The organism is Motilibacter deserti (genome assembly GCF_011250635.1).
GTDB lineage: Bacteria > Actinomycetota > Actinomycetes > Motilibacterales > Motilibacteraceae > Motilibacter_A > Motilibacter_A deserti.
The window spans coordinates 106,606-132,471 of the sequence record NZ_JAANNP010000002.1 but is presented as its reverse complement, the minus strand read 5'-3'; the positions used below and the strand labels follow the sequence as shown (position 1 = coordinate 132,471).

23 protein-coding genes are annotated in these 25,866 nt (G+C 75.5%); 8 read left to right on the top strand and 15 right to left on the bottom strand.

The genetic code is table 11. The features are described from left to right. Window positions 1-277: 277 nt before the first annotated feature. The 4 genes from G9H71_RS05715 to G9H71_RS05700 all read right to left on the bottom strand — a co-directional run bounded on the left by G9H71_RS05715 (window position 278) and on the right by G9H71_RS05700 (window position 3,658). Window positions 278-451 (bottom strand): hypothetical protein, encoded by a 174-nt coding sequence (locus G9H71_RS05715; RefSeq protein ID WP_166279447.1) that lies wholly within the window; start codon window positions 449-451, stop codon window positions 278-280. A 130-nt stretch (window positions 452-581) separates the two neighbouring features. Beyond that, window positions 582-878: a WhiB family transcriptional regulator gene (locus tag G9H71_RS05710; protein ID WP_407939679.1), complete on the bottom strand. Its 297-nt coding sequence runs from the start codon at window positions 876-878 to the stop codon at window positions 582-584. Window positions 879-983: 105 nt separating this feature from the next. After that, the gene (locus tag G9H71_RS05705) at window positions 984-1,427 is read right to left on the bottom strand and encodes a hypothetical protein (RefSeq protein WP_166279444.1); all 444 of its coding nucleotides are present in this window, start codon (window positions 1,425-1,427) and stop codon (window positions 984-986) included. Between the two features lie 95 nt (window positions 1,428-1,522). Next, complete coding sequence (locus G9H71_RS05700) at window positions 1,523-3,658, bottom strand: ATP-dependent DNA helicase UvrD2 (RefSeq protein WP_166279441.1); 2,136 nt, start codon at window positions 3,656-3,658, stop codon at window positions 1,523-1,525. A 149-nt stretch (window positions 3,659-3,807) separates the two neighbouring features. Between G9H71_RS05700 and G9H71_RS05695 the strand changes: the two genes are divergently transcribed. Next, window positions 3,808-4,062: a mycoredoxin gene (locus G9H71_RS05695; RefSeq protein WP_166279438.1), complete on the top strand. Its 255-nt coding sequence runs from the start codon at window positions 3,808-3,810 to the stop codon at window positions 4,060-4,062. Window positions 4,063-4,107: 45 nt separating this feature from the next. Here G9H71_RS05695 and G9H71_RS05690 read toward each other — a convergent pair whose 3' ends face one another. Continuing rightward, on the bottom strand, window positions 4,108-5,460 hold the full coding sequence (locus G9H71_RS05690) for a serine hydrolase domain-containing protein (protein WP_166279435.1): 1,353 nt from the start codon (window positions 5,458-5,460) through the stop codon (window positions 4,108-4,110). Between the two features lie 58 nt (window positions 5,461-5,518). On the opposite strand from G9H71_RS05690, the gene G9H71_RS05685 reads away from it, so the two are divergent. After that, complete coding sequence (locus tag G9H71_RS05685) at window positions 5,519-6,931, top strand: dihydrolipoyl dehydrogenase family protein (protein ID WP_166279433.1); 1,413 nt, start codon at window positions 5,519-5,521, stop codon at window positions 6,929-6,931. A gap of 120 nt (window positions 6,932-7,051) precedes the next feature. Here G9H71_RS05685 and nudC read toward each other — a convergent pair whose 3' ends face one another. Together nudC and G9H71_RS05675 are read right to left on the bottom strand one after the other, a co-directional pair. Next, entirely contained in the window at window positions 7,052-7,966 is a 915-nt protein-coding gene (nudC, locus tag G9H71_RS05680) for an NAD(+) diphosphatase (protein WP_166279430.1), read from the bottom strand. Further along, window positions 7,963-9,348: a M20/M25/M40 family metallo-hydrolase gene (locus tag G9H71_RS05675; protein WP_331272772.1), complete on the bottom strand. Its 1,386-nt coding sequence runs from the start codon at window positions 9,346-9,348 to the stop codon at window positions 7,963-7,965. Before G9H71_RS05675 ends, nudC begins: the two co-directional genes overlap by 4 nt. A gap of 145 nt (window positions 9,349-9,493) precedes the next feature. Between G9H71_RS05675 and G9H71_RS05670 the strand changes: the two genes are divergently transcribed. Genes G9H71_RS05670 through G9H71_RS05660 form a run of 3 tightly spaced genes read left to right on the top strand, consistent with a single transcriptional unit; the run spans window position 9,494 to window position 12,560 of the window. Further along, window positions 9,494-10,813 carry a sensor histidine kinase gene (locus G9H71_RS05670; RefSeq protein WP_166279424.1) on the top strand — a complete coding sequence of 440 codons (1,320 nt, stop codon included), beginning with the start codon at window positions 9,494-9,496 and terminating at the stop codon, window positions 10,811-10,813. Continuing rightward, window positions 10,810-11,700, top strand: a complete 891-nt coding sequence (locus G9H71_RS05665) for a DUF4097 family beta strand repeat-containing protein (RefSeq protein WP_166279421.1) — start codon at window positions 10,810-10,812, stop codon at window positions 11,698-11,700. The genes G9H71_RS05670 and G9H71_RS05665 overlap by 4 nt, the downstream gene beginning before the upstream one ends. A gap of 47 nt (window positions 11,701-11,747) precedes the next feature. After that, window positions 11,748-12,560: an endonuclease/exonuclease/phosphatase family protein gene (locus tag G9H71_RS05660; protein ID WP_331272771.1), complete on the top strand. Its 813-nt coding sequence runs from the start codon at window positions 11,748-11,750 to the stop codon at window positions 12,558-12,560. A gap of 33 nt (window positions 12,561-12,593) precedes the next feature. Here G9H71_RS05660 and G9H71_RS05655 read toward each other — a convergent pair whose 3' ends face one another. From G9H71_RS05655 to G9H71_RS05635, 5 genes are all read right to left on the bottom strand, one after another. Next, the gene (locus G9H71_RS05655; protein WP_331272770.1) at window positions 12,594-12,932 is read right to left on the bottom strand and encodes an MmcQ/YjbR family DNA-binding protein; all 339 of its coding nucleotides are present in this window, start codon (window positions 12,930-12,932) and stop codon (window positions 12,594-12,596) included. 1 nt (window position 12,933) lies between these two features. Further along, window positions 12,934-16,206 carry a UvrD-helicase domain-containing protein gene (locus tag G9H71_RS05650; protein ID WP_166279418.1) on the bottom strand — a complete coding sequence of 1,091 codons (3,273 nt, stop codon included), beginning with the start codon at window positions 16,204-16,206 and terminating at the stop codon, window positions 12,934-12,936. Further along, window positions 16,203-19,511, bottom strand: a complete 3,309-nt coding sequence (locus G9H71_RS05645) for an ATP-dependent helicase (protein ID WP_166279415.1) — start codon at window positions 19,509-19,511, stop codon at window positions 16,203-16,205. Before G9H71_RS05645 ends, G9H71_RS05650 begins: the two co-directional genes overlap by 4 nt. A gap of 86 nt (window positions 19,512-19,597) precedes the next feature. Beyond that, window positions 19,598-20,614: a LacI family DNA-binding transcriptional regulator gene (locus tag G9H71_RS05640; RefSeq protein ID WP_166279412.1), complete on the bottom strand. Its 1,017-nt coding sequence runs from the start codon at window positions 20,612-20,614 to the stop codon at window positions 19,598-19,600. Window positions 20,615-20,745: 131 nt separating this feature from the next. Beyond that, window positions 20,746-22,053 (bottom strand): MFS transporter, encoded by a 1,308-nt coding sequence (locus G9H71_RS05635; protein WP_166279409.1) that lies wholly within the window; start codon window positions 22,051-22,053, stop codon window positions 20,746-20,748. A gap of 70 nt (window positions 22,054-22,123) precedes the next feature. On the opposite strand from G9H71_RS05635, the gene G9H71_RS05630 reads away from it, so the two are divergent. Further along, a complete protein-coding gene (locus G9H71_RS05630; protein WP_166279406.1) occupies window positions 22,124-23,107 on the top strand; it encodes a GlxA family transcriptional regulator in 984 nt (327 codons plus the stop codon). Between the two features lie 102 nt (window positions 23,108-23,209). Here G9H71_RS05630 and G9H71_RS05625 read toward each other — a convergent pair whose 3' ends face one another. Beyond that, entirely contained in the window at window positions 23,210-23,386 is a 177-nt protein-coding gene (locus G9H71_RS05625; protein WP_166279403.1) for a hypothetical protein, read from the bottom strand. 256 nt (window positions 23,387-23,642) lie between these two features. Continuing rightward, complete coding sequence (locus tag G9H71_RS05620; protein ID WP_166279400.1) at window positions 23,643-24,386, bottom strand: TetR/AcrR family transcriptional regulator; 744 nt, start codon at window positions 24,384-24,386, stop codon at window positions 23,643-23,645. A gap of 80 nt (window positions 24,387-24,466) precedes the next feature. Here G9H71_RS05620 and G9H71_RS05615 point away from each other — a divergent pair, with 80 nt between their 5' ends. Continuing rightward, complete coding sequence (locus G9H71_RS05615; RefSeq protein WP_166279397.1) at window positions 24,467-25,330, top strand: NmrA family NAD(P)-binding protein; 864 nt, start codon at window positions 24,467-24,469, stop codon at window positions 25,328-25,330. An 8-nt stretch (window positions 25,331-25,338) separates the two neighbouring features. Here the strand turns inward: G9H71_RS05615 and G9H71_RS05610 are convergent, their stop codons facing one another. Continuing rightward, complete coding sequence (locus tag G9H71_RS05610; RefSeq protein WP_331272769.1) at window positions 25,339-25,635, bottom strand: MGMT family protein; 297 nt, start codon at window positions 25,633-25,635, stop codon at window positions 25,339-25,341. Between the two features lie 41 nt (window positions 25,636-25,676). Between G9H71_RS05610 and G9H71_RS05605 the strand changes: the two genes are divergently transcribed. After that, entirely contained in the window at window positions 25,677-25,865 is a 189-nt protein-coding gene (locus G9H71_RS05605; protein ID WP_166279394.1) for a hypothetical protein, read from the top strand. The last annotated feature ends 1 nt before the right edge of the window (window position 25,866 follow it).

Genomic DNA, 25,866 nt, shown 5'->3' with positions numbered 1-25,866 from the left:
CGCCGGCGCCCGAGGCGCCCGTCCCGCCGGCGCCCGAGGCGATCGCTCCGCGCACGGCGACGACCGTGGCGAGCGCACGGCGGGCGGCGTACACCACCAACAGCCTGTCCATCGTCCTTCTCTCTCTTCTCGTGCCGTTTGCGGCAGCCTGGCCGGGGAGCGGACAGCGCCGGGGCGGGGCGCTCCGACGGCGCCCCGCCCCCTCCCGTCCGGCCGGTCCGACCAGCCGGTCGACCGGCGCCCGCCCCTGCTCCCGCGGGGCGGTGGTTCGTCCGACCTACGCGCGCAGGTCGGCGAGCGCGCTCAGCCGGCGCGCCCGGGACAGGGCGCGCTCGGCGCGCCGGTTGGCCTTGGCGGCTGCGAGGTGACGCAGCCGCCTGCGTACGTGCTCGGCCTCGTCGAGGCGCTCCGAATACTGGGCACGGGCCAGGGCTTCGTGCATGAGAGACATCGCGTTGCTCCTGTACGACTCGGGCTGGGGGTAGGCGCTGCGGGTGGGGGCCGGCTCGAAAGTGAACATTTCTCGTCTCGTTCGTGAAGGAAGGGGATTCGTGGGGCTGTTGGTGCCGCAGCGCGAGGCGTCAGGCCGCGATCGGGTTCTTGCGCGGGCGGCCGCGCGGCCGCTTGCGCGGCACGACGACGCCCTGGACGAAGAGCTCCCCGCCCCAGACACCCCACGGCTCCTGCCGAGTGAGGGCTCCGGCCAGGCACTCGGCCCGGACCGGGCAGTCGCGGCAGAGCGCCTTGGCGAGCTCGACGTCAGCCGGCGACTCGGCGAAGAAGAGCTCCGGGTCGTCCCTGCGGCACGGGACCGTGTCGAGGACGCCCTCTATGGAGTCCGACAGCTCCATGAGCTGCACGGATGCCACCTCCTTCAGTGCTTGCTTCGGTGATTCGGACTTCAGTGATTTCGGCTTCGGACAAACAGAAGGGCCGCGGATCCCGGTGTCGGGTTCCGCGGCCCTGGAGGCTGCCGGTCTTGCTCAGACCGGGGGGCTCCAGGCTCGGGAACCAGAGACGCGGGGGCGGGCGTACGTGTGCGCCTGCTTCTTCGCCATGCCAGCCGTGTTGACGGCCTCGATGGCAGCAGCGGCGGCGACGGCCGACGCCTGCTCGTCGCGCTGCGCAGCGGCCGGCGCCACTACGGCAGCAGCGGCGACACGGACGACGGAGGCAGCGGCACGACGCACCGCAACAGCCACGTCGCCTGCCACATCGACATCCGCAGCGACAGCGAGACGGACACCAAGGCCATCCACGGTTGGCGACAGGCACACGTCACCAAGGAAAGCCACCGGACCCCGCCAAGCGGACGACGCGGACGGAACGCGGCATTCGAGGACGGACGGGCCGGTGCGCCAGAAAGCGACATTCAGCGGCAGGACGTCACGAGCGACGGACGGCGCGAAAATGGTCATGGTCACCATGACGACGCACCTCCATCCGTAGCGCTCCGGCCGCCGGACGCGGCCGTTCTCTCGGTGTCAGAGACGGTAGTGGGGTCGGTGATACGAGAGCAACCCTATTTTTCGGCGAGATTCTCAGCGGGGTCCTCACCGCGTACGAGGGCGAGCACGTCCTCCCCGTAGCGGTCGAGCTTGGTGGCCCCGACGCCGGGGACGCGGGCCAGCTCGGGCGCGCTGCGCGGCATCGCCTGTGCAATGGCCGCGAGCGTCGCGTCGGTGAAGACGACGAAGGCCGGCAGGGACTGCTCCTTCGACAGGCGCAGCCGCCAGTCGCGCAGCCGCGCGAAGAGCTCCTCGTCGTAGGCCGCCGGGCAGTCCGCGCACCGGCCGACCTTGCGCTCGGCCGCGGTCGAGAGCGCCTGACCGCACCCGGAGCAGACGCTGGCGAGCACCCGCCGCTCGCGGCGCGACCCGCCGCCCTCCCCGCGACCGGACAGCCCGCCCGGCCGGTCGCTCTGTGAGCCTCCGCCGGGGCGCAGCCCCTCGAGGAAGCGCGATGGCCGTCGGCCGCGCGCCCGCGACCACGACAGCACGAGCCGCTCACGCGCGCGCGTCACCCCGACGTAGAGCAGCCGTCGCTCCTCCGCGACCTCCTCGTCGGTCTCCGCGAACGAGATGGGCACGAGCCCCTCGACCAGCCCGGCGAGGAAGACGACGTCCCACTCGAGCCCCTTCGCCGCGTGCAGCGACGCCAGGGTCACGCCCTCGACGACAGGGGCGTGCGACGCCGCGGCACGCTCGTCGAGCTCGGCGACGAGGTCGGTGAGCGAGGCCTGCCCGCGCGACTCCGCGAGCTCCTCGCCGAGCCGCACCAGCGCGCTGAGCGAGTCCCACCGCTCGCGGGCGGCGCCGCCGGCTCGCGGGGGCTCGGGGGTCCAGCCCATCGTGGAGAGCACCGCCCGGGCGGCGTCCGACGCGGGCTCGTCGCCCTCGCCCGAGCGCGCCGCGCCACGCAGCAGCAGATGGGCCTCGCGCACCTCGCGCCGCTCGAAGAAGCGCTCGCCGCCGCGCAGCACGTAGGGCACGCCGGCGTCGGCGAGGGCCTGCTCGAACGCCTCGCTCTGGCCGTTCGTGCGGAACAGCACCGCGATCTCGCTGGCGCGCGTGCCCGCGGCGATGAGCCGCGCGGCCTCCTTGGCGACCGCGTCCGCCTCGGCCGTCTCGTCCGCGTGCTCGACGTAGCGCACCGCCGGCCCCGGCGGGCGCTGGGCCACCAGCTCGAGCGGGCGGCTCCCACCCGCCGCGCCCCCGCGGGCCAGCAGCGCGTTGGCGAGCGCGACGACCTGCGGCGTCGACCGGTAGTCGCGGACCAGCCGAACCTCGGTGGCCTGGGGGTAGCGCCGGCGGAAGCCGAGCAGGTGCGCGGGCGTCGCGCCGGTGAACGAGTAGATCGTCTGGCTCGGGTCCCCGACGACGCAGAGCTCGTCCCGGTCGCCCAGCCACAGGTCGAGCAGCGACTGCTGCAGGGGGCTGACGTCCTGGTATTCGTCCACCACGAAGTGGCGGTACTGCCGGCGCACCTGGGCGGCGACCTCGCCGTTGTCCGCGAGCAGGCCGACCGCGTAGACGAGGACGTCCTCGAAGTCGATCGCCCCGCGGTCGCGCTTGACCTCCTCGTAGGCGCCGAGGAGCCGGGCCACCTCCGCGGGTGCGAGGCCTGCGGGCGCGACGCGGCCGGACGCGGTGACGACGCGCTCGTAGTCGTCGCGGTGGGTCTGCGTGACCTTCGCCCACTCCACCTCGCTCGCGAGGTCGCGGACGGTCGTGCGGTCCGTGGGCAGGCCCAGCCGGGAGGCTGCCTCGGCGACGAACCGCGCCTTCTGCGGCACGATCGTCGGCAGGTCCCCGCCGACCACGCGCGGCCAGAAGTACTGCAGCTGGCGGAGGGCGGCGCTGTGGAACGTGCGCGCCTGCGCGCCCTCGACGCCGAGCGCGCGGAGCCGCGTACGCATCTCGCCCGCCGCCCGCGCGGTGAACGTCACGGCCAGCACCTGCTGGGGGACGTAGACCCCGGCGAGCACGCCGTGCGCGATACGCGCCGTGATCGCCCGCGTCTTGCCGGTGCCGGCGCCGGCCAGGATCACGACCGGCCCGGTCAGCGCTCGGGCGGCCTCGCGCTGCTCGGGGTCGAGGGTGGCGAGGACGGTGTCCGCGTCGAGCGGCGCGGCGGACGGGGCATCAGCGGGTGGCACCCGTCCATGGTCGCAGCCGGCGGTGACGGGCCGGCGCGTCGCGCCCGATCTGGGGAAGGAACAGGACGGCGCCCGCGTTGTGGACGCGGAAGCGGAGCGGGCGCAGGCCCGCGCCGCCGAGACCAGTGGCTCGGAGTGAGGAGCAGCGCATGTCGGACGAGGCCCGCGAGGTCGTCATGTACTCCACGACCTGGTGCGGCTACTGCCGTCGCCTGAAGTCCGCGATGGATCGCGCGGGCATCGGCTACAGCGAGGTCGACATCGAGCAGGACCCAGCCGCCGCCGAGTTCGTGATGGGCGTCAACGGCGGCAACCGCACCGTGCCGACGCTGCGGTTCCCGGACGGGTCGGCGCTGACGAACCCCTCGCTCAAGGACGTGCAGGCCAAGCTCAGCGTCGTGTGACCCGTGCCGGCCAGGCCGCTGACGTACGGGCGGCCGGCCGCCCGCTCACCCCGTGGTCCAGCCCGGTGGCTCGATGCCGCCGGGCTGGACGTCGTCCGGGGCGTACGGGCCGCGGGTGAGCACGAACGTCGCGAGGTCCAGGTGGCTCACCGTGCCGTCGGCCCGGCGTACGACGCGCAGCGTCTCCCCCGCGTAGTAGCCGTCGAGGCCCCGCCAGACATCGCCCGCGCGGCGGAACCGCGACTCCCGCCCACGGCCGCGGAAGGCCACGAGCTCGAGCAGTCCGTCGCCCAGCAGGCGCAGCGCGAGCGGCGCCGGGCCCCAGTGCCAGAGCCCGAGAAGCTCGAGCACGTCCGCCGGCGCCTCGGCCGCAGGCCGCCACTCAGGGACCACGCGCGGCTCGAGCGAGCGCAGCGTGGCCAGCAGGTCCGTACCGATCGACATGTCCAGGCCGGCCGTCGTGTTGGCCAGCACGATCGAGGCCGTCTGCTCGGCCGGGTCGACGAGGAACGAGGCGAGGAACCCCGGCATCGAGCCGCCGTGCCCGATCAGCGTCCGGCCCTCGGCGTCGCGGTGCACCTGCAGCCCGAGGCCGTACGCCGACCACCCCGCCGGGCGCTCATCGACCGCGCCCGGGGTGGCCATCTCCTGCACCGTGTCCGGCGAGAGCACCTCCGGCGCGCGGCCGAGGAGCACCGCCGCGTAGCGGGCGAGGTCCTCGACCGTCGACCACAGCTGGCCGGCCGGAGCCATCGACGCGTGGTCATTGGCGGGCTCCGCGAGCACGAGGTCGGCCCAGGGGTGGACGGCCAGCCCCGGTGCGGCCGGCGCCTCCGGCATTGTCGAGGTCCGTCGCATCTGCAACGGCTCCAGGATCTCGGTGCGTACGCAGTCGGCCCACGAGCGCCCGCGCAGGCCCTCGACCACCCGGCCCAGCACTCCGTAGCCGAGGTTCGAGTAGTGGAACCGCGTTCCCGCGGCGTGCTTGACGTCGCCGGGGGCGAGCGAGCCGGCGAGCGCCTCCCAGTCGCCGCCCGGCGTGCGCTCCCACCAGAGGCCCGGGGACTCGGCCGTCAGCCCCGCCGTGTGGGCGAGCAACTGGGCGACGGTCCGCTCGCCGAAGGGCGTCCCGGGGGCGAGCCGGTCGACGGGGTCGTCGAGCCGGAGCCGGCCCTCGTCGCGCAGCCTCATGACGAGCACCGCGGTGAGCGTCTTGGTGATGGAGCCGATGCGGTACTGCACGTCCGCGTCGGGCCGCCCGCCGTCGACGGCTCCGCGCCCGGTGGACCAGGTGAGCGCCCCCTCTTGGACGACACCCGCGGTGAGCGAGGGCACTCGTCCCTCGGCCTGGGCGCGGGCGGCACGGGCGAGCAGGCGGGCCTCGACATCGGGACGCATGGGGACACAGGCTATGGGCTCGCTCGCCGGAACGATCGAGGACTGACACGATGCGCTCATGGAAGAGCGCGAGTTCGACGTCGTCGTGATCGGGGCGGGGCCGGTCGGGGAGGTGGCGGCCGGACGCATGACCGCGGGCGGCCTCTCGGTCGCGGTCATCGAGGAGGAGCTCGCAGGCGGCGAGTGCTCCTACTGGGCGTGCATGCCGAGCAAGGCGCTGCTGCGCCCGGTCGAGCTCGTCGAGGCCGCCAAGCGCATCCAGGGCGTACGCGGCGCCGAGGTCGACCCGGCCGCGGTGCTCGCGCGCCGGGACAAGGTCGTCAAGCGCACGCCCGACGGCGGGCACGACGACTCCGGCCAGACCGAGTGGGTGCGGTCCATCTGCGCCGAGTTCTACCGCGGGCGCGGGCGGCTGGCCGGTGAGCGGCGCGTCGAGGTGCTGTCCGGCGGCGAGGTGTCGCAGCTCCTCACGGCAAAGCACGCGGTCGTGCTCGCCACGGGCAGCAGGCCGACCGTCCCGCCGATCCCCGGCCTGCGCGAGGCCGAGCCCTGGGGCAGCCGCGAGGTCACGAACGTCGACGTCGTGCCCGACCGCGTCGTGATCCTCGGCGGCGGCGTCGTCGGCTGCGAGTCCGCCGCGATGCTCGCGGGGCTGGGCTCGTCGGTCACGCTGATCTCACGCGGCGGGCTGCTCGACCGCAACGAGCCGTGGGCCGGCGAGCTGGTGGCCGACGGGCTGCGCTCGCAGGGCGTGAACGTACGCACCGAGCTTCAGGTGTCTGAGGTGTCGCGGGCTGCGGACGGGACCGTCACCGTCAAGGCCGGCGACGAGGCGTTCGTCGCCGACCAGATCGTCTCGGCACTCGGCCGGCGCCCGGCCACTGCGGGCATCGGGCTCGAGTCCGTCGGGCTGGACGCGTCGAAGGCGGTCGACGTCGACGACTCGCTCCGCTCCACCCAGCTCCCCTGGCTCTACGCCGTGGGCGACGTCAACGGGCGCAACCTGCTGACGCACATGGGCAAGTACCAAGCGCGAGCGTGCGGGGACGTCCTCGTCGCGCGGGCGAAGGGCGAGCCCGACGGGTCACCGAAGCTCACCGCGTACGCCGACCACGAGAAGACACCACAAGTGGTCTTCACCGATCCGCAGGTCGCCAGTGTCGGGCTGACGGAGAAGGCCGCCCGTGAGCGCGGCTACGACGTGCGCGTCGTGGACTACGACATCGGCTGGGTCGCGGGCGCGTCCCTCGTCGCCGACGACTACACCGGCAAGGCGTCGATGGTCGTGGACGAGAAGCGCGGAGTGGCGCTCGGGTTCACCTTCGTCGGGCAGGACGTCGCCGAGCTGCTGCACGGCGCCACCGTCGCGGTCACGGCGGAAGTGCCGCTGGAGACGCTGTGGCACGCGGTCGCGAGCTACCCGACGGTGAGCGAGGTCTACCTGCGGCTGCTGGAGGCGTACGGCCTCTGACCTGCACGGCTCCTGCCACCCCACATCCCTTGCTGATCAAGCACAGTTGGCGAGTTCTCCACAGACGACGTGCCTGTGGACAACTCGCCACATGTGCTTGATCAGCGAGGGGGTGAGGGGTCAGCGCCAGGTGCCGTCGGGCGCGAGCTCCCCGCCGTACCAGTGCTCGATGAGCCGCCGGGCGATGGAGACGCCCGGCGGCAGGAGGATCTCCCCCGACGCGGTCGCCGCCGCCAGCTCGGACCGGGAGACCCACACGGCCTGGGCGATCTCGTCGCCGTCGACCCGCAGCTCGGTGGTCGTAGCCCGGCCGGTGAACCCGAGCATCAGGGACGCGGGGAACGGCCAGGCCTGGCTCCCGAGATAGGTCACGTCCCCGACGACGACGCCGACCTCCTCGAGCACCTCTCGGCGGACGGCGGCCTCGATCGACTCCCCCGGCTCGACGAACCCGGCGAGCGTGCTGAAGCGCTTCTCCGGCCAGCGCGGCTGGCGGCCCAGCAGCAGCCGGTCGTCGGCGTCGGTGATCGCCATGATGACGGCGGGGTCTGTGCGCGGGTAGTGCTCGCTGCCGTCAGCCGTGCACCGCCGCACGTGCCCGCCCTTGACGATCTCGGTGGCCGCCCCACAGCGGGGGCAGTGCGTGTGGCGGGCGTGCCAGTGGCCGAGCGCGACGGCATTGACCGCCAGGCCGACGTCGCGAGCGCTCAGCAGGGAGCCGACGTCGCGCAGCGAGGCCACCCGCAGCCCGTCCTCGTCCGGGTCCACCCGGCCGGGGCGCGGCAGGGTGGCGAAGTAGCCGACGCCCGCGTCGTCCAGACCGAGGAAGATGCGGCCGGCGCAGTCCTCGTCCGACGGTGCCTCGAGGGCCAGCGCAGGCGGGTCCCCGACGACGGGGAAGAGCCCCTCCTCACGCAACCGCAGCACCCGGGTTCGCGAATCGGACCACAGGCGTTCGAGCTCGGCGTCGTCCGTCCGCACCCACGCGGCACGATCGACGGAGGCGCGGGAGAGTGCGAGGTCCCCGAGCGTCATGACTTCAGCGCCCCGGGCAGGATCTCCCAGAGGTACGCGGCGGCCTCGGCGCCCTTGAGCAGCATCGGCACGTCGGCGTTCTCGTCGGGGGCGTGCCAGCCGGAGTCCGGAAGCGCAGTTCCGAGGAAGACGACGGGCGCCTCGAGGATGTCCTGCAGGTCGGCCTCCGGCCCGGACCCGCCCTCGCGGGTGACGAGCACCTCCTGCCCGAACGCGCGGCCCATCGCCTCCCGCACCGCGGCGAGGGCAGGGGCGTCGAGCGGTGTCGCGCAGGGGCGTACGCCGTCGCCCTCCCACTCGACCGACCAGCGCAGCGCGGCGGGGACCGCCGAGCCCAGCCACGCCTCCACGACGGACTTGACGTGCACCGGGTCCTGCCCCGCGACGAGGCGGAACGACAGCTTCGCGTGCGCCTCCCGCGGGATGATCGTCTTCGTGCCCGGGCCGGTGTAGCCGCCCCACACGCCGTTGACCTCTGCGGTGGGCCGCGCCCACACCCGCTCGAGCGTGGACCACCCGGCCTCGCCCACGCCCTCGACGGAGTGCGCGACGGAGAGCCAGTCCGCCTCGTCGAACGGTAGCCGGGCGATGAGCGCGCGCTCCTCGGGCGACGGCTCGACGATGCCGTCGTAGAAGCCGGGGACCGTCACTCGGCGGTCGGCGTCGTGCAGGGACGCGAGCAGCTTCGTCAGCTCGGTGACGGCGTTGTGCACCGCGCCGCCGTAGGACCCCGAGTGCAGGTCGACGTCGCGGGCGACGAGGTCGAGCTGGCAGGAGATCAGCCCACGCATGCTCGTCACGACCGACGGGGTCTCGCGTCCCCACATGCCGGTGTCGGACACGACGACCACGTCGCAGCCCAGCCGGTCGCGGCGGGCGCGAAGCAGCGCGGGGAAGTTCGGCGAGCCGGACTCCTCCTCCCCCTCGACCAGAACCCGCAGCGTCACGGCCGGGGAGGTGCGCCCGGTGGCCGCGAGGTGGGCGCGGATCCCGAGCAGGTGGAAGGCCACCAGCCCCTTGTCGTCGGCGGCCCCGCGCCCGAAGACCTTGTCCCCGGCGACCCGCGGCTCATAGGGCGCGCTCGTCCACGCCTCGAGCGGGTCGACCGGCTGGACGTCGTGGTGGCCGTAGACCAGCACCTGCGGCGCCCCCGCGTCCTCGCTCACCCATTCGGCGAAGACCGCCGGGTGGCCACCGGTCTCCCAGACCTCGACCGTGGGGAACCCGGCGGCGCGCAGCGCGCTCGCGAGCCACTCCGCGCTGCGGCGGACCTGCGGCGCGAGCGCCGGGTCGCCGGACTGGCTGGGGATCCGGAGCCAGTCGAGCAGCCCGGAGAGCCACTCGTCGGCGTGCGCGGCGACGTACTCAGGCACTGTGGTCACGGCTGGCGAGCCTACTTCGGGCGAAGAGCCGCACTTCGTACGCCCGAGCGGCCGCGACGGCCTCCGCAGAGGTGGGGATATCCCGACCACGACAACGGCGACTCGCCCCATGGCCCGGCTGACGGCCCGTCCCTAGCCTGGCGACATGTCCTTCTCCAGCGCCTCGTCGGCTACCGGCAGCGCACCGCCGGCGGCTCTGGCGGCGGCGTACGCCCGGCCGTCCCTGCTCGCGGCGCTCGCCTACGTCGTTCTCAGCTTCTGGATCGCGATCGTCCTGTTCGTCGTCACGGTCACGCTGCTCGCGCTCTCGGTCGGTCTGCTCGCGGCGTTCCTGCTCGGTGTGCCGCTGGCCGCCGTGACGCTGTGGTGCGTCCGCGGCTTTGCCGTCATGGAGCGGGGCCGCGCCCTGGCCCTGCTGGGCCTCGAGATCCCCGCGCCCGGCCCCGCGGCCCCGCCCGGAACGCCGTTCCTGCGCAGCCTCGGGGCGCAGCTGCGGTCGGGGACGGAGTGGCGGCAGGTGGCGTACTGCCTGGCGCTGCTGCCGGTCTCCTGCATCAGCTTCAGCATCGTGGTCGCGGCGTGGGGCACCGGGCTCGGCCTGTTCACGGCTCCCGCGTGGTCGGCCCGCATGGACCGCGACGCTCTGCCGCTGCTGGACGAGGCGTGGAAGGTCGTCGCCTGGACCGCGTGCGGGGCGCTGCTGCTCGCGCTCTCCTCCTCGATCACCAAGGTCGCCGCGCTCGTGGAGTCCGCGCTCGCCAAGACCCTGCTCGGGCGGGACGAGCGGGCGGCGCTGCAGGCTCGGGTCGGCACGCTCACCGAGACGCGGGCCGAGGTCGTGGCCGCCGCCGACGCGGAGCGCAAGCGGATCGAGCGCGACCTGCACGACGGCGCGCAGCAACGGCTGGTGTCGCTCGCGATGAGCCTCGGCCGCGCCCGGGGCAAGCTCGAGGATGACCCGCAGGCCGCGAGCAAGCTGCTCGACGAGGCCCACCTCGAGGCCAAGCAGGCCCTCGCCGAGCTGCGCGACCTCGCGCGCGGCCTGCACCCCTCCGTGCTGACCGACCGCGGGCTGGACGCAGCGCTCTCCTCCGTCGCGGCCCGCAGCCCGGTGCCCGTCCGGCTCGACGTCGACGTGGAGCCGCGCCCCGCGCCGGCGGTCGAGGCCGTCGCCTACTTCACCGTCGTCGAGGCGTTGGCCAACGTCGCCAAGCACGCGCACGCGAAGGAGGCGGCGGTCCTGGTACGCCGGGTCGGGCCGACCGTGTTCGTCGAGGTCCGCGACGACGGGCGCGGCGGCGCCGACCCCGCGGGCGGCTCGGGGCTGCGCGGGCTCGCCGGCCGGGTGGCGGCCGCCGACGGAAAGCTCACCGTCTCCAGCCCGCCGGGCGGGCCGACCGTGCTGCGGGCCGAGCTGCCCGCCGACGTGCCCGCTGCCGACCCCACGCGAGGAGCGACCGCATGACCGCCCCGACGGAGCACCTCGAGCAGACGCCGGCCGCGGCCCCGCCGCCGCGCCCGACCGCCCACCCCGCCCGCCTCCCACTGCTGCTGCTCGGGTCGGTGCTCGCGGTCGCCCTCATCGGGTACGGCGCGCTCACCATCGTGATCCTCATGTCCCGCCACTCGGCGAGCTCGTCGGCCGACTACGGCACCGGCGTCACGTCCATCCGGGTCGAGTCGTGGGGCTGGTGCGGTGGCGGGATCTCCGTCGTCGGTGAGCCCGCGCGCTCCACGGTGTCCGCGACCTGGAAGGACTCCTGGTCCATCACCCGCCCGACCCACTCGGTCCGCCGGGAAGGCCCCACGCTCGTCCTCGACGTCGACTGCAGGTGGTCGACGGTGTGGAGCCCGTCGGTCGACCTGACCTTGCGCGTGCCGCGGGAGACAACGCTCGCCCTGCAGAACGACTCCGGCGAGGTCACGGTCTCCTCGATCGTCGGGGACGTGTCGGTGCGCAGCGACTCCGGCGCGGTGGAGGCCGTCGGCATCCGCGGCAACGTCGAGCTGCACACCGACTCCGGCAGCGTGACCGCGACGCAGGTGACGGGGGACCTCGACCTCCGGACCGACTCGGGCAGCATCCGCGCCTTCGGCGTGGACGCCCGCCGGGTGAGGCTCAGCTCGGACTCCGGCTCGCAGCGGGCTGTCCTCACCCGCGTGCCCGACGAGGTCACGGCCTCCAGCGACTCCGGCTCGGTGTCGGTGCTGCTGCCCTCGACCGCGGCCTACGCCGTCACCACCGACACCGACTCGGGCAGCCGCCGGATCCGCGTGCGCGAGGACGCGGACGCCGCATCGCGCATCGACGTGCGGACGGACTCCGGAAGCATCCTGGTCGGGACCGGCTGAGCGGCCCTCCGCGCGCGGCACCGGCCTGCGGCGCCTACGGTGCCGAGGTGGACGGACTGCGCCTGGCGACCTTCAACCTGCTGCACGGCATCTCCCTGCAGACCGGGCAGGCGGGCGGGGACGAGCTGCGCGCCGCCGTCCGGGAGCTCGCGCCGGACGTGCTGGGGCTCCAGGAGGCGGACTTCCGGCAGGACCGGTCCGGCGGGGTGGAGCAGGTGCGGGCCGCGGCCGAGGAGCTCGGCGCGGCCGACTGGCGGTTCGTCCCGTCGCTCGTCGGCACGCCGGGCCTGACCCGCACCTGGCGTCCCGCGACCGAAGCGGACGCGGACGGGACCGCCGCTGCGTACGGCATCGGGCTCGTCTCCCGCTGGCCGGTCGTGCGTTGGGCCGAAATGCGCTTCAGCGCAGCGCCGTTCCGGCTTCCGCTGCTGGTCCCGGCCAACCCACGGCCGCGGCTGGTGCCGGTGCCCGACGAGCCGCGCGCGGCGGTCGCGGCGGTGGTCGAGACGCCGTACGGCCGGGTGTCGGTCGTGACCGCGCACCTGTCGTTCGTTCCGGGCTACAACCTGCGCCAGTTGCGGCGCCTCGCGCTGTGGGCGCGGGCCGAGCTCCCGGCCCCGCGCGTGCTGCTCGGGGACTTCAACCTTCCCGGGCCGCTGCCGCAGCGCGTGACCGGTTGGCAGCGGCTGGCCCGGGTGGCGACCTACCCGTCCTACGCGCCGAGAGTGCAGTTCGACCACGTGCTCGGCGACGGGCTGCACGGTTGGCAGGTGGGCGACGTCCAGGCGCCGCGGCTCGCGGTCTCCGACCACACCGGCCTCGTGGTGCAGCTCGTCCCGGCTGCCCCCCAGACCCGCTGATCGCGCGGCCCGACGGCACGTCGGCGCAGACCCTCAGGCGCCCTCGTCGTAGGCCTTCACGAGCCGCTTGGGCGCGGTGGTGCGCCAGGCCTCGACGACCAGCGGCTCGAGGTCTGCGGGATCGACCCGCTCGATGACGAAGCCGACCCAGCCGTGCTTGCCGACGTAGGCCGGCACCGACCAGGTCTCCGGGTCCTGCGCGACGAGCTCGGCCTGGTCCGCGAGCGTCGCCTTGACGGTGCCACCCGCGCCGTCGGCCGCCAGGGTCAGGAACATCTTGTCCCGCACCCGGAACGTCGGGTGCCCCCACGTCTCGCGCTCCTCGGCCTCCGGTAGGGCGAGCGCGAAGGCCCGCAGCTCCGTCACGTCCACGTCAGCTCCTCCGCGGGTCGGCGGGCGCCGGCGCGCGCAGCAGCTGCTCGAGCTCGGCGCGGCCGGGCAGGTCGGGCGGGCGGACCACTGCCCCGCTGCGGACGTAGAGGAAGACCCCCTGCACCCGCTCGACCGGGAGGTCGTGCAGCTGCGCCCAGGCGAGCCGATAGACCGCCAGCTGCAGCGGGTCCGCGTGCTCGCCGCCGGTCTTCCAGTCCACGACCTCGAAGCCGCCCTCGGTCGCGTAGACCGCGTCGATGCGCCCGCGGATGACGGTGCCCGCGAGCACGAGCTCGAACGGCGCCTCCACTGCGACCGGCTCGCGCTGCGCGTAGGGCGAGCGCAGGAACGCGGCCTGCAGCTCCTCGAGCGCGACGTCGTCGTCCACGTCGGCGTCGGCCGCGCCGGGCAGCTCGTCGGGGTCGAGCAGCGGCTGCTGGTCGAACCGCGCCTGCACCCAGGCGTGGAACGCGCTGCCGCGGCGGGCCGCGGGCGCCGGCGGCCGCGGCATGGGCCGGAGCAGGTCGCGCGCGAGGCCCTCGGGGTCGGACGCGAGCCGGAGCAGCTGGGACGCCGACAGCGCCGACGGCAGCGCGACCTCGTGCCGCGGCGACCGGCTGCGCCGCAGCTCCTCCAGGACGAGCTCGGCGTCGCGGTCCCACTCGGCCACCCGGCGGGCGTCCTCCGGCGACAACCCCTCGTCGCGCGCCGCCTCGGCGGGCTCGCCGAAGTCGAGCGGGAGCATGTCGTCGGGCAGGTCGCGCAGCGCGGCGAGGACCGCGCCGGCCGCGTCCTGGCGGAGCCGCAGCGCCTCCGGGTCGAACGGCGCGGGCCAGGACCAGCTGCCGGCGCGCCGGCCGAGGCCCGGGTTTCCGTCTTCTTCTGGGCGGGCCGCCCAGACGGCGACCGTCCCGCCCCCCGCCTCGCAGTGCTCGCGCACCGTCTTAAGGTAGGGCGACGGGCCGCGGACGCCCTTCTGCGTCGGGCCCCACCAGTGGCCGCTGGCGACGAGCAGCCGCCGGGCGCGGGTGACCGCGACGTAGCCGAGCCGGCGCTCCTCCAGCTCGGCGGCCCGCTTGTCGTCCTCCTCGTAGGCCGTGACGCCCTTCCCGGTCAGCTCCAGCAGCTCAGGCAGGGAGTCCGCGTCGCCGCGCAGCGCGTTGGGGAGCACGTGCCCGTTGGTCGTCCACCGGTCGCGGCCGCGGGTGGACGGGAAGACCTTGTGCGTCAGGTCGGGCAGGACGACGACGTCCCACTCGAGCCCCTTGGACTTGTGCGCGGTGAGCAGCTTGACCGTGTCCGCCGTGCTCGGCGCGGTCGTGTCGAGGCCGCGGTCGTACTCGTCGGCCGCGCGCAGGAAGGCCAGGAAGGCCGTCGCGGACGCGTCGCCGTCGAGGTCGACGAAACGCGCGGCCACGTCGAGGAAGGCCGACAGCGACTCCCGGCGCCCCGCCGCGACCGCCGCCGGGCTGGCCGCCAGCTCGACGTCGAGCCCGAGCACCGACACCAGCCGGGTGAGCAGGTCCAGCAGCGGCTCGCCGGCCGCGCGGCGCAGCTCGGCGATCTCGGCCGCGAAGGCGGCGAAGCGGGCGCGGGCCTCGGCACTGTAGGAGTGGGCGCCGGGATGCTCGACCGCGTCCAGCAGCGACACGACCTCGGCCGGGTCGACGCCGGCCACGGCCTCATCGAGCGCGCGGTCGAGCGGGGTCCCGACCTCGAGCGCGCTCTCGTCGACCTGCAACGCGAGGCTCGGCTCCGCGACGAGCTCGCGCGCCCGCCGGCCGAGCACGGCCAGGTCGCGCGGGCCGATGCGCCAGCGCGGGCCGGTCAGCAGGCGGACGAGAGCGGCGTTGGCGGTGGGGTCGCTGACGACCTGCAGCGTGGCCACGACGTCGGCGACCTCGGGCAGGGCGAGCAGCCCGCCGAGCCCGACGACCTCGACGGGGACGTCGCGGGCGGCGAGGGCCGCGTGCAGGGCGGCGAAGTCGCTGCGCGCGCGCACGAGCACCGCGACCTCGCCCGGCGGCGTGCCGGCGTCGAGCGCGGCCCGCACCTGGTCGGCCGCCCAGTCGACCTCCTCGGCGTAGGTCGGCAGCAGGGCGCAGACGGTCTCGCCCGTCCCGGCCCGCTCCTCGCACGGGGCGAGCGGCTCGACCCCGTGGCGCAGGTGCAGCGCGGAGGCGAGGGTGTTGGCCAGGTCGAGCAGGCGCGACCCGCTGCGGCGGTTCTCCACCAGGCTGCGCCGCACCGCGGGCGAGCCGTCCGCCCGGGCGAAGTGGCGCGGGAAGTCGTCGAGGTTGGCCACCGAGGCCCCGCGCCAGCCGTAGATCGCCTGGCACGGGTCGCCGACCGCCGTGACCGGGTGGCCGCCGGAGAAGAGCGCGCTGAGCATGCGGCGCTGGGCGACGGACGTGTCCTGGTATTCGTCGAGCAGCACGACGCGGAAGCGCGCGCGCTCGGCCGCCCCCACCTCGGGGAACTCCTCGGCGAGCCGTGCGGCGACCGCGAGCTGGTCGCCGAAGTCGAGCAGGTCGCGCGCGGCCTTCTCCGCGCGGTAGGCGTCGACGAGGTCGGCCAGCTCGAGCCGCTTGCGGGCGGCCGCGGCGAGCGCCTTCACCTTGGCCGGGGGCTTGGCCAGCTCCGCGACCTCGGCGATCAGCGCCCGGTCGTGCGCGCGCAGCTCGGCCGTGCTGATGAGGTGCTCGGAGAGCTCCCCGTCGAGCGCGAGCAGGTCGTCGACGAGCATCCAGACCGGCTTCGTCACCTCGGCGAACGGGCCGGACGCCCGGCGCAGCACCCGCTCGGACAGCTGGAACCGCGTGGCGTCGGCCAGCAGCCGCGCGCGCGGCTCCACCCCGAGCCGCAGGCCGTGCTCCTCGACCAGCCGCCCGGCGAACGCGTGGTAGGTCGAGACCGTCGGCTGACCGTCACCGGCTCCGTCGCCGGGAAGGCCCGGCACAGGAACGCGCGAGCCGCCGGGGGCCGACGGCCCGCCCACCCCTGCCTTGGCCAGCGCGGTGCGCACCCGGGCGGCGAGCTCGGCGGCGGCTTTGTTGGTGAAGGTCAGCCCGAGGACCTCCTCGGGCCGCACCGCGCCGCTGCCGACCAGCCAGACCACGCGGGCGGCCATCACGGTCGTCTTGCCCGAGCCCGCGCCCGCGACGACCACGCCCGGCTCCAGCGGGGCCGTCGCGGCGTCCAGCTGGGGCGGGCTGAACGGGATCCCGAGCAGGTCGCGCAGCTGCTCCGGGCGGCGCAGGACGACGGGGCTCACTCGACCACCTGCTTGCCCTCGGGCTGTGCCGGGCAGGCGCGCCGGTAGGGGCACCGCGCGCAGGCGTCGCTCGGCGTGGGGGCGAAGTCCTCGCCCACCACGCGCTCGACCGCGTCGGCGAGCAGGACGTCGACCCAGGTGCGCCCGTCCGCATCCTGCTCGGGGGCGGGCTGGTGCTGCACCTTCGGCATGCCCGAGTCCTCGACTCGCAGCTGCACGAGCTCGGCCCCGCCGGTGCGCGGCCCGCCACCGGAGTCAGCCCCCTCGGACGGCAGCAGTGCGTCGAAGGCGCCGGCCTCCGTCGCCAGCTGGTAGGCGCCGAGCTGCGGGTGCACGGCGACCTCGGCCGCCGCGGGAGGCGTCTTGCCGGTCTTGAAGTCCACGACGTGGACCCGGCCCTCGGCGTCCACCTCGACGCGGTCGGCCGACCCCCGCAGGACGACGACGCCGTGCGGCGTCGGGACCTCCACCCGGAACTCCTGCTCGGTGGCGAGCAGCCGGCGGCCGCGCGCGGCGGTCGCGGCGTGCCAGGCGAGGAAGCGGCGTACGGCGTCGCTGGCCGCGACACGCTGCTGGGCCGACTGCCACCTGGCCTCGAAGGCGAGCGCGTCCCAGACGGCGTCGATGCGGGCGTCGAGGGCGGCCTGGTCGGCCGGCAGCCCGCCGCGGGCGACCTCGTCGGCCAGAACGTGGACGATGCGGCCGAAGCCGATCGCGGCCGTGGTGGGCGCGTCGGCGGCCGCCTCGTGCTGGAGGAACCAGCGCAGCGGGCACGTGGTGAGCCCGGAGAGCGAGGAGCCGGACATGCGCACCGCCGCGCCCTCGGGGAGGACGGGGCGGCCCGGGTCGCTCACCTCGAGCAGGCCCCACCAGCGCTGCGGGTGGGCGGCCGGCACCAGCGCGGCGCCGCGGTCGTCCGTCGCCGCCGCGAGCACGGCGAGACGGCGTGCGGCCGCGGCACGCAGCGCAGGGTCCTCGTCCGGGTCGACCGCGGCGCGGCGCAGGTCGGCGACGAGGCCGACGGCGGACAGCGGGCGCACGACCCGGCGCGTGACCGCCTGCACCGGCACGCCGAGCTCGTCCAGGAACCGCGAGGGCCGCTCGCCGTCGTCGTCCGCGCTGGCGACCGCGCTGACCACCAGCCGCTGCCGCGCCCGGGTGACCGCGACGTAGAAGAGCCGGCGCTCCTCGGCGAGCACCTCGGACGGCCCCGGCGGCTCCGTGAGCCCGAGCCGGCCGAGCCGGTCCGGCTCGAGCAGGGAGCCGCGCCGGCGCAGGTCGGGCCAGACGCCCTCCTGCACGCCGAGCACGACGACGAGGTCCCACTCCAGGCCCTTGGACCGATGAGCCGTCAGCACCCGCACCGCCTCCCCGCGGGCGGCGCCCTCGGCCAGGGTGTCGCCCGGGATGTGCTGGGCGGCCAGCTCGGCGAGCAGCAGCCGGGCGCCGCGCACCCCCGGCCGCTCGTCGGCCCGTGCCGCCGCCTCGAAGAGCGCCACCACGGCGTCGAGGTCCCGGTCGGCGGCACGCCCGGCCGCGCCGCCGTCGTACGCCGCCTGCTCCAGCCGCCGGGGCCATCGGGTGCCGTTCCACAGCGCCCAGAGGGCCTCCTCGGCGGGGCCGCCGTCCTGCAGCACCGCCGTGGCCTGCGCCAGCAGCTCGCCGAGCGCACGGACGGGCGCGGCGAGCCGGTCCTCGGCCGCGACGAGCCGGCGCGGGTCGAGCAGGGCGTCGCGCAGCAGCTCGTCCGACGGGGACGCCGGCCGGCCGGCGGCCTTCTCCTCGGCCCGCAGCTCGCGGGCGAGCGCCCGCAGCCGACCCGCCTCGGCGCCGCCGAGCGGGGACAGCAGCAGAGTTCGTGCCTGCTCCGCGCTGGGGCGCCGGGGGCCTCCGGGCGCGGCCGGCTCGTCGTCGCCGAGGCCGCTCGCGACCTTCAGCGCGAGCAGGAGGGGCGCGACCGCCGGCTCCTCCGCGAGCGGGAGCTCGTCGCCGGCCACGGCCACCGGGACGCCGGCGGCGCCCAGCACGCGACGGACGAGCGGGACCGAGCGGCGCCCGCTGCGCACGAGGACGGCCATCCGGCTCCACGGGACGCCGTCCTCGAGGTGGGCGCGGCGCAGCAGGTCGGCGGTGGCGTCCGCCTCGGCGGCCGCCGAGGGGTAGGTGCGCACCTGCACCCGGCCCGGCTCGTCGACGCCGGAGGCGAGGTCGCGGTGCTCGGCCACCTGCTCGCGGGGCAGCGACCGGATCGGCAGCCGGGACGCGACCGAGCGGCTCGCCGCGAGCAGCCGCTCCCCGGCGCGACGGGACCGGCGCAAGGTGACGACCGGGGCCGGGCTGCCGTCGGCGCGCGGGAACCGGTCGGGGAGCTCCAGAATCCCGCTGATGTCCGCGCCGCGGAAGGCGTAGATCGACTGGTCGGGGTCGCCCACCGCCACCAGGTGGCGGCCGTCGCCCGCGATCGCGTGCAGCAGCCGCTCCTGGGCCGGGTCGGTGTCCTGGTACTCGTCGACGAACACCGCGGCGAACCGGCGGCGCAAGGCGGCCTGCGTCTCGGGCTCCTCGGCCAGCACCGCGGCCCGGTGGACGAGCTCGGCGTAGTCGACCGCGCCCATCGCGCCGAGGACGTCGAGGTACTCGGCGAAGAACTCGGCCGCCGCGGCCCAGTCCTCGCGCCCCGCTCGGGCGGCCGCGCGGGCGAGGTCCGGCGGGTCGAGGCCGAGCTCGCGGGCGCGGGCCAGGACCGCGCGCACCTCGTCGGCGAGCCCGCGCGTGCCGAGCCCGGCCCGCAGCCGCTCCGGCCACCGCACGCCGCCGGCCCCGTCGCGGATGCCCGCGAGCAGCTCACGCACAGCGACGTCCTGCTCCGGGCCGGAGAGCAGCCGCAGCTGCGCCGGGTCGTCCGGCAGGGCCTCGGCGGACCGGTAGGCCCGCAGCACCCAGAGGCAGAACGAGTGGAAGGTCCATGCGACAGGTGCACCGGTCGCGCCGCCGAGCCGGGCCGTGACGCGCTCGCGCAGCTCCAGCGCCGCCCGCCGGCTGAAGGTGAGCACTAGCACCTGCTCGGGCCGCAGCGGCTGGGCCGGCTCCTCCACCAGCGCCGCCACCGACTCGACGAGCGTGGTCGTCTTGCCCGTCCCGGGGCCCGCGAGCACCAGCAGCGGCCCGGAGCGGTGGGCCGCCACTCGGGCCTGAGCGGGGTCGAGCGCGACGGCCCGCGGCGCGGCGCGTTCGGGCAGGCGCAGCCGGCCGACGGGACGGCGGGGCCGGCGGCCGGCCGGGCGGGACATGGGTGCTGCGGTCATGGTGCTCCCACTTCACCACGGCCCGCCGACAGTCGGCGGGAGCCGGGCGCGGTCGCCAGCCCCGCGCGGCGCGTGCGGCCAGGTCGTCAGCCCCGCGCGGCGCCTCCGGCCAGCGACGCGCGCACGCGCAACGGCATCGGCACCCGCTCCGTGCCCTCCGTGTCGCCGGCGAGGAGGCGCTCGACCGCCCGTTGCCCCATCGCGAAGTGCGGCAGGGCCACGCTCGTGAGCGGAGGGTCGAGCCAGGCCGCGAGCTCGGAGTCGTCGAAGGAGACGACGGAGACGTCGTCCGGGATGGCGAGGCCGGCCGCGTGCACCGCCTGGTAGGCACCGAGCGCCACCCGGTCGTTGAGGCAGACCAGCGCCCGGGGGCGTACGCCCTCGGCGAGCAGCCCGGCGACCGCCTCCCGGGCGGACTCCGGCCACCAGGCGCAGGGCGCCTCGCCGGCCAGCCGGGCCCCGGCGCCCGCGAGCACCTCCTCGATGCCGGCCAGCCGCTGGCGCCCGGCGAACACGTGCGGAGCGCGCTCGCCCACGAGGTACGCCCCGTCCTGCAGCCCGGCGGCGACGACGGCCCGGGCCGCCGCGCGCCCTGCCTCGAGCTCGTCGGGCAGGACGCTGGGCTCCCGGCCGTCCTCGGTGTAGCAGTTGAGCAGCACCCTGCGCTGCCCGGCCAGCCCGGCCGGAAGCCGCACGGGCCGGGTGAACATCCGGGCGTAGACGAAGCCGTCGACCTGCCGGTCCAGCAGGTCCTCGAGCAGCCGCTGCTCCGCGGCAGGCTCCCCCTCGCCCTCGACGAGGTAGGCCAGCCGCCCCTGCCGCACCGCCGCGGCCAGCGCTCCGTGGACGAGCCGTCCGGCGTACTGCTCCGTCACGATCGTGTCCGAGACGAGCGCGAGGGTGTGCGTGACCTTCGTCTTCAGGCTGCGCGCCATGAGGTTCGGCCGGTAGTCCAGCTCCTGGGCGGCGCGCAGCACCCGGGACCGGGCGTCCTCGGCGATGCGCATGTCCTTGCCCAGGCCGTTGAGGACGTAGGACGCGGTGGTCCGCGACACTCCGGCCCGGCGCGCGACCTCCGCGAGCGTGACGCGGTGCTGGGCCATGCCTCAGTCTGTCACTGCCGCGGCACGTCAGAGCGACTGTTGCGTCTGCAGAAACCTGCCATCAGCCTGCCGTCGCCCGAACTGCGATTCCCACGATCTACAGCGGCAGTTCGTTGCCGGGACAACCGCGGTCAAGCGGCCAGGGAGAGCGGGGCCGTGCCGCGGCGTACGCGGATGCTGAGCAGCGCAGCCACTGCGCACAGCGCTCCCGCACTGAGCCAGGCGATCGTGTACGCCCCGGTGAGGTCGCGGACCGCCCCCGCGCCGGCCGCGGCCACGGCCGCCCCGAGCTGGTGGGCGGCGAACACCCAGCCGAACACGACGGTCCCCTGCTCGCCGTAGATCTCCCGGCACAGCGCGACCGTCGGCGGCACGGTCGCGACCCAGTCCAGCCCGTAGAACACGACGAAGACGACCACGCTCGGGCGCACGGCGTCGTCGAGCAGGGCGGGCAGCACGGCCAGGGAGGCCCCGCGCAGCAGGTAGTAGACGGCCAGCAGCACCCGCGGGTCGACCCGGTCGGTCAGCCAGCCGGAGGCGATCGTGCCGACGATGTCGAAGACGCCGACGACCGCGAGCAGCCCGGCCGCCGTCGTCTCGTGCATGCCGTGGTCGTGCGCGGCCGGCACGAAGTGGGTGCCGACCAGTCCGTTGGTGCTGGCCCCGCAGATCGCGAAGCCGAGCGCGAGCGCCCAGAAGGAGCGGGTACGCGCCGCGTGCGCCAGCGTCTGGACGGCCACCCGAGCCGGCCCGCGTCCGGGACAGGCCGGCGGCGGCGAGGGGACCGGGGCGAGCGCGCCGTACGGCAGGACGCCGAGGTCGGCCGGGCGCTCGCGCAGGAAGCGCAGCACGAGCGGGACCACGGCGAGCGCGGCGGCGCAGATGACCAGCGACGCCGCCCGCCAGCCCGCCGTCCCTGCCAGCCAGGCGGTCAGCGGCAGGAAGACCAGCTGGCCCGTCGCGCTACCGGCCGTGAGGACCCCCGTCACCAGGCCGCGCCGGGCGACGAACCAGCGCTGCGCGATGGTCGCCGCGAAGACGAGCGCCATCGAGCCGGTCCCCAGCCCGATGAGCACGCCCCAGAGCAGGACCAGCTGCCAGCTCGCCGTCATGCCCACAGTCGCCCCCGCGCCGACGGCGACGAGGACGAGGGCGCACGCGGTGACGCGGCGGATGCCGAAGCGGTCCATCAGCGCAGCGGCGAAGGGGGCGGTCAGCCCGAAGAGGACGAGGTTGACGGCCACGGCCGAGGAGAGCAGCCAGCGCGGCCAGCCGAACTCGTCCTCGAGCGGGACGATGAGGACTCCGGGCGCGGCCCGGAACCCCGCCGCGCCGATGAGCGCCACGAAGGCGACGGCGGCGACGATCCAGGCCGGGTGGACCCGTCGGGGCGCGGGGGTGGCCGCGGGCGGCGGGGAGAGCACGGTGCGGTCGGTCACGGCACGAGCTTCCCGGCCCGCCGGTCGAGCGACCAGTGGCCCGATGGACAGTCTTCGCTAGGATTCGGCCATGACCCGTGAGCCGCACCCGGTCGCCGTCGTGGCCGTCGACGGGGTCGTCGCCTTCGACCTCGGCATCCCCTCCCAGGTCTTCGGCGCCGCCGTCTCGGCCGCGGACGAGCGGTTCTACGACGTCGCCGTCTGCTCGGCCGGCGGCCGGCCGGTGCCGACGTCGGCGGGCTTCGCCGCGGCGGTGGCGTACGACATGACGGCGGTCGCGGGCGCCTCGACCGTGGTGGTGCCCGGGCCGGCCGGCGTCAGCGCGGCGGCGCACGGCGACGTGGACCCGGAGGTGCTCGACGCGCTGCGGGCCGCTGCGGCCCGCGGAGCGCGGATCGTCTCGATCTGCACCGGCGCCTTCGTGCTGGCGGCGGCTGGCCTGCTCGACGGCCGCCCCGCGACGACGCACTGGCGCTACGCCGACCGCTTCCGCGCGCTCTACCCGACGGTGCGCCTCGACCCCGACGTGCTGTTCGTCGACGACGGCGACGTGCTCACCTCCGCCGGTGTGGCGGCGGGCCTTGACCTGTGCCTGCACATCGTGCGCGCGGATCACGGCGCGGAGGTGGCCAACCGGTCGGCCCGCCGGTGCGTGGTGCCGCCGCTGCGCGCCGGCGGGCAGGCGCAGTTCATCGAGCGCCCGCTCCCCGCGGGTGACGACACCTCGCTCGCCCCGGTACGCGCCTGGGCCCTTGAGCACCTGGACACCCAGCTGGGCCTGCCCGAGCTGGCGGCGCGCGCGAGCACGAGCGTGCGCACGCTGACCCGGCGGTGGCGGGCGGAGACGGGGCAGAGCCCACTGCAGTGGCTGCTCGCACAACGCGTGCAACTGGCCCGCGACCTGCTCGAGACGACGGACCTTCCGGTCGAGCAGGTGGCGCAGCGAGCCGGGCTGGGGAGCGCCGCCTCGCTGCGCGCGCACCTGCACACGGCGCTCGGACAGAGCCCCACGCTCTACCGGCGCGCGTTCCGGGAGTCCACCGCTCCTCGCTGAGAGCGTCGAGCATGCGGCGTGCGGTGCCGTGGGAGCGGCACCGCACGCCGCATGCTTCGGAGCCCGAGACACAGCTCGGGGCCGCGACGCGCGGCGGTGCGGTCAGTGGCGGCGGTACTGCCAGCCGGCTGCCGCCTTGCCCTGCCGCCCCTGTGCGTGCCGAGCGGGAGCAGGGCCCTTGCCCGTGGGACGCGGGCCGGCGGGCTGGCCGGCCGACGCGGCGCCGCGGCCGTTCGAACGCTGGACGTCGAGCTGGACGTAGGGGAAGACGTTTCGCATAGCAGCCTCCGGAATGTGGTCGAGAGGACTGGCGGGCGACGACACAGGCAGCAGACAGCCGCATACGGACTCACGTATTGCAGAACGGCAATGCTCACTGCAGTGAAGTGCGGCTCGGGTCAACGGAGCCGGACGTCGTCACCGCGGCCAGGCGGGACGGCAGCCCACCGGGCACGGAGCCGCAGGCGTGGGCGCAATCGACGTCAGAGGATCACGGAGAAGACGTTAGGCCTTCGCCGAACGCGCACGCAACCCCTTATTCCTCAGGAGTGGCAGCCGCGCTCCGGCCCCGAAGGTGCCGCAACGAGCGGGAGACCCACTCGCTCAGCAGCATCCGCTCAGCGGAAGACAGGCCGGGAAGGTCGGGCACCACGGTGGCGAACGTGACGGCGACGGCGGCGACGTCGTCGTCGGCCACGGCCGGGGCGGAGACGAGCATCCGGGCGAGCACGGCATCGAGCATGAAGTCCGCGAGGCCGAGGTCGCGCTCCTCCGCCGGCTCGTCGAGCAGGGCCAGGACGGCCCCGGTGCCGGCCGCGTGGATCAGCAGCACGGCGCGCTCCTCGTCGACCTTGAGCAGGGCCCGCTGCGCGAGCCGGCGGACCCGGCTGCGCAGCACGTCGATGCCGGCCGCGGTCGCCGGAGAGGGCGCTCCACGTCCCGGAGTGGTGAGGAGGGCGTACACCTCGGGGTTCGACAGCCCGAACTCCACGTGCGCCCGCCAGGCGGCACGCAGCTCCTCGACCGGGTCGTCGATCAGCCCGTCACCCGGCTTCGCTGCGACGTAGGCGCTCATCACGTGCTCGGCGACCGCGTCGAGCAGCCCGTCCTTGTCCCCGAACAGGCGGTAGATCGTCGGGGCCTGCACCTGCGCCGCCTGCGCGACCGCTCGCGTGGTCACGGCCCGGGCACCGGACTCGCGCAGCAGCAGCGTCGCGGCCTCGACGATGGCGGCCCGGGTGTCCCGCGGTGCGTCCTGCCGTGCGCTCCCTGGTTCCACGTAGCAATGCTAACAACGTCTTGTTTCCGTGCGAGTATCGCTGCTAACGTCACGGTGATACCAACGGAAGCAGGTAGCCCATGATCGTCATCACCGGCGCCACCGGCCAGCTCGGCGGCCGCATCGTCGACAAGCTGCTCGAGCACGTGCCGCCGCAGCACGTCGGCGTCAGCGTCCGCGAGCCGGGGAAGGCCGCCCGGCTGGCCCGGCAGGGGGTCCGGGTCCGCGCGGGCGATTTCACCGACCCGGCGTCGCTGGCCGCCGCCTTCGAGGGCGCCGACCGGGTGCTCGTCGTCTCCGCCGCCATCCGCGGCCCCGGTGCGGTCGCGGCGAACGTGTCCGCCATCGACGCAGCGAGGGAGGCAGGCGCACGGCGCGTCCTCTACACGAGCCACCAGGCGGCCTCGACGAGCTCCCTGTTCGCCCCGCAGGCGACCCATGCCGAGACCGAGCGGCACCTCACAGCCGGCGGCGGCGCGTTCACCGCGCTGCGCAACGGGTTCTACGCGAGCACGCTCAGCCACTACGTGGGCCCCGCACTGCAGACCGGGCGGCTGGTGGCCCCGGAGGACGGGCCGGTGTCGTGGACGGCGCACGCCGACCTGGCCGAGGCCGCGGTGGCCGCCGTCGTGGACGACAGCGTCCTCGACGGCGTCACCCCCGCCCTGACCGCGCCCACGCTGCTCGACCTCGCAGCCGTGGCCCGCCTGTTGAGCGACATGACGGGCCGCACCATCACCCGCGTGGTGCTCGATGACGAGGAGTGGAAGGCGGCCGCGGTCGGGGCGGGCATGCCCGAGGCGGCCGCCGACTTCACGCTCGGGATGTTCCGGGCCGCGCGCAGCGGCGAGTTCGCGGTCACCGACCCCACTCTCGAACGGGTGCTGGGCCACCCCGCCGTGCCCGTCCGCTCCACGCTCGAGGCCCTGGCCCGCGCGGCGTGACCCGCGCGTCAGCCCGGCGCCCAGCGGCAGCGCGCGAGGTCCACCCGCGCGTCCCCGCGCAGCGGCACCCCCTCCGCCGCGAGCCGGCGGAGCGCCTCCCGCTCGCGGCCCGGCGGCGGGGTGCCGTCGGCCCGCAGCACGCGCCACCACGGGACACCGCCGCCCCAGAGCGCCATCACCCGGCCGACTGCGCGCGGGCCGCCCTCCCCCAGCGCCTCGGCGATGTCGCCGTAGGTCGCGACCTGCCCGGGAGGGACGGACTCGACGGCCTCCAGGACGCGCTCGGCGAAGGGGGTCGGGTCCACGCGCAGGAGGTTAGAGCCCTGCCTACGGGTACGGGGAGGGCATGACCGAGACCCCCTTTGACGACGCCCCGAGGACCGACGCCGTGGAGGGCTCCGCCGGGGCGGGCGGCGCCGACGTCGAGCGGGAGGCGGGCGAGGCGCCGCGTACGGACGTCGAGGGCATCGCGTTCGGCGACGAGACGCCCGCGCCGGACCTCACCCCGGACGACCCGGCCGTGCGCGGCACCTGAG

Excerpts from the sequence above, each read along its gene's own strand:
- G9H71_RS05665 (WP_166279421.1), top strand. The coding sequence starts at position 10,810 with ATGACCGCCCCGACGGAGCACCTCGAGCAGACGCCGGCCGCGGCCCCG.
- G9H71_RS05685 (WP_166279433.1), top strand. The coding sequence starts at position 5,519 with ATGGAAGAGCGCGAGTTCGACGTCGTCGTGATCGGGGCGGGGCCGGTC.
- G9H71_RS05625 (WP_166279403.1), bottom strand. The coding sequence starts at position 23,386 with ATGCGAAACGTCTTCCCCTACGTCCAGCTCGACGTCCAGCGTTCGAAC.
- nudC (WP_166279430.1), bottom strand. The coding sequence starts at position 7,966 with ATGACGCTCGGGGACCTCGCACTCTCCCGCGCCTCCGTCGATCGTGCC.
- G9H71_RS05645 (WP_166279415.1), bottom strand. The coding sequence starts at position 19,511 with ATGACCGCAGCACCCATGTCCCGCCCGGCCGGCCGCCGGCCCCGCCGT.
- G9H71_RS05640 (WP_166279412.1), bottom strand. The coding sequence starts at position 20,614 with ATGGCCCAGCACCGCGTCACGCTCGCGGAGGTCGCGCGCCGGGCCGGA.
- G9H71_RS05690 (WP_166279435.1), bottom strand. The coding sequence starts at position 5,460 with ATGCGTCCCGATGTCGAGGCCCGCCTGCTCGCCCGTGCCGCCCGCGCC.
- G9H71_RS05695 (WP_166279438.1), top strand. The coding sequence starts at position 3,808 with ATGTCGGACGAGGCCCGCGAGGTCGTCATGTACTCCACGACCTGGTGC.
- G9H71_RS05715 (WP_166279447.1), bottom strand. The coding sequence starts at position 451 with ATGTCTCTCATGCACGAAGCCCTGGCCCGTGCCCAGTATTCGGAGCGC.
- G9H71_RS05615 (WP_166279397.1), top strand. The coding sequence starts at position 24,467 with ATGATCGTCATCACCGGCGCCACCGGCCAGCTCGGCGGCCGCATCGTC.
- G9H71_RS05605 (WP_166279394.1), top strand. The coding sequence starts at position 25,677 with ATGACCGAGACCCCCTTTGACGACGCCCCGAGGACCGACGCCGTGGAG.
- G9H71_RS05630 (WP_166279406.1), top strand. The coding sequence starts at position 22,124 with ATGACCCGTGAGCCGCACCCGGTCGCCGTCGTGGCCGTCGACGGGGTC.
- G9H71_RS05705 (WP_166279444.1), bottom strand. The coding sequence starts at position 1,427 with ATGGTGACCATGACCATTTTCGCGCCGTCCGTCGCTCGTGACGTCCTG.
- G9H71_RS05670 (WP_166279424.1), top strand. The coding sequence starts at position 9,494 with ATGTCCTTCTCCAGCGCCTCGTCGGCTACCGGCAGCGCACCGCCGGCG.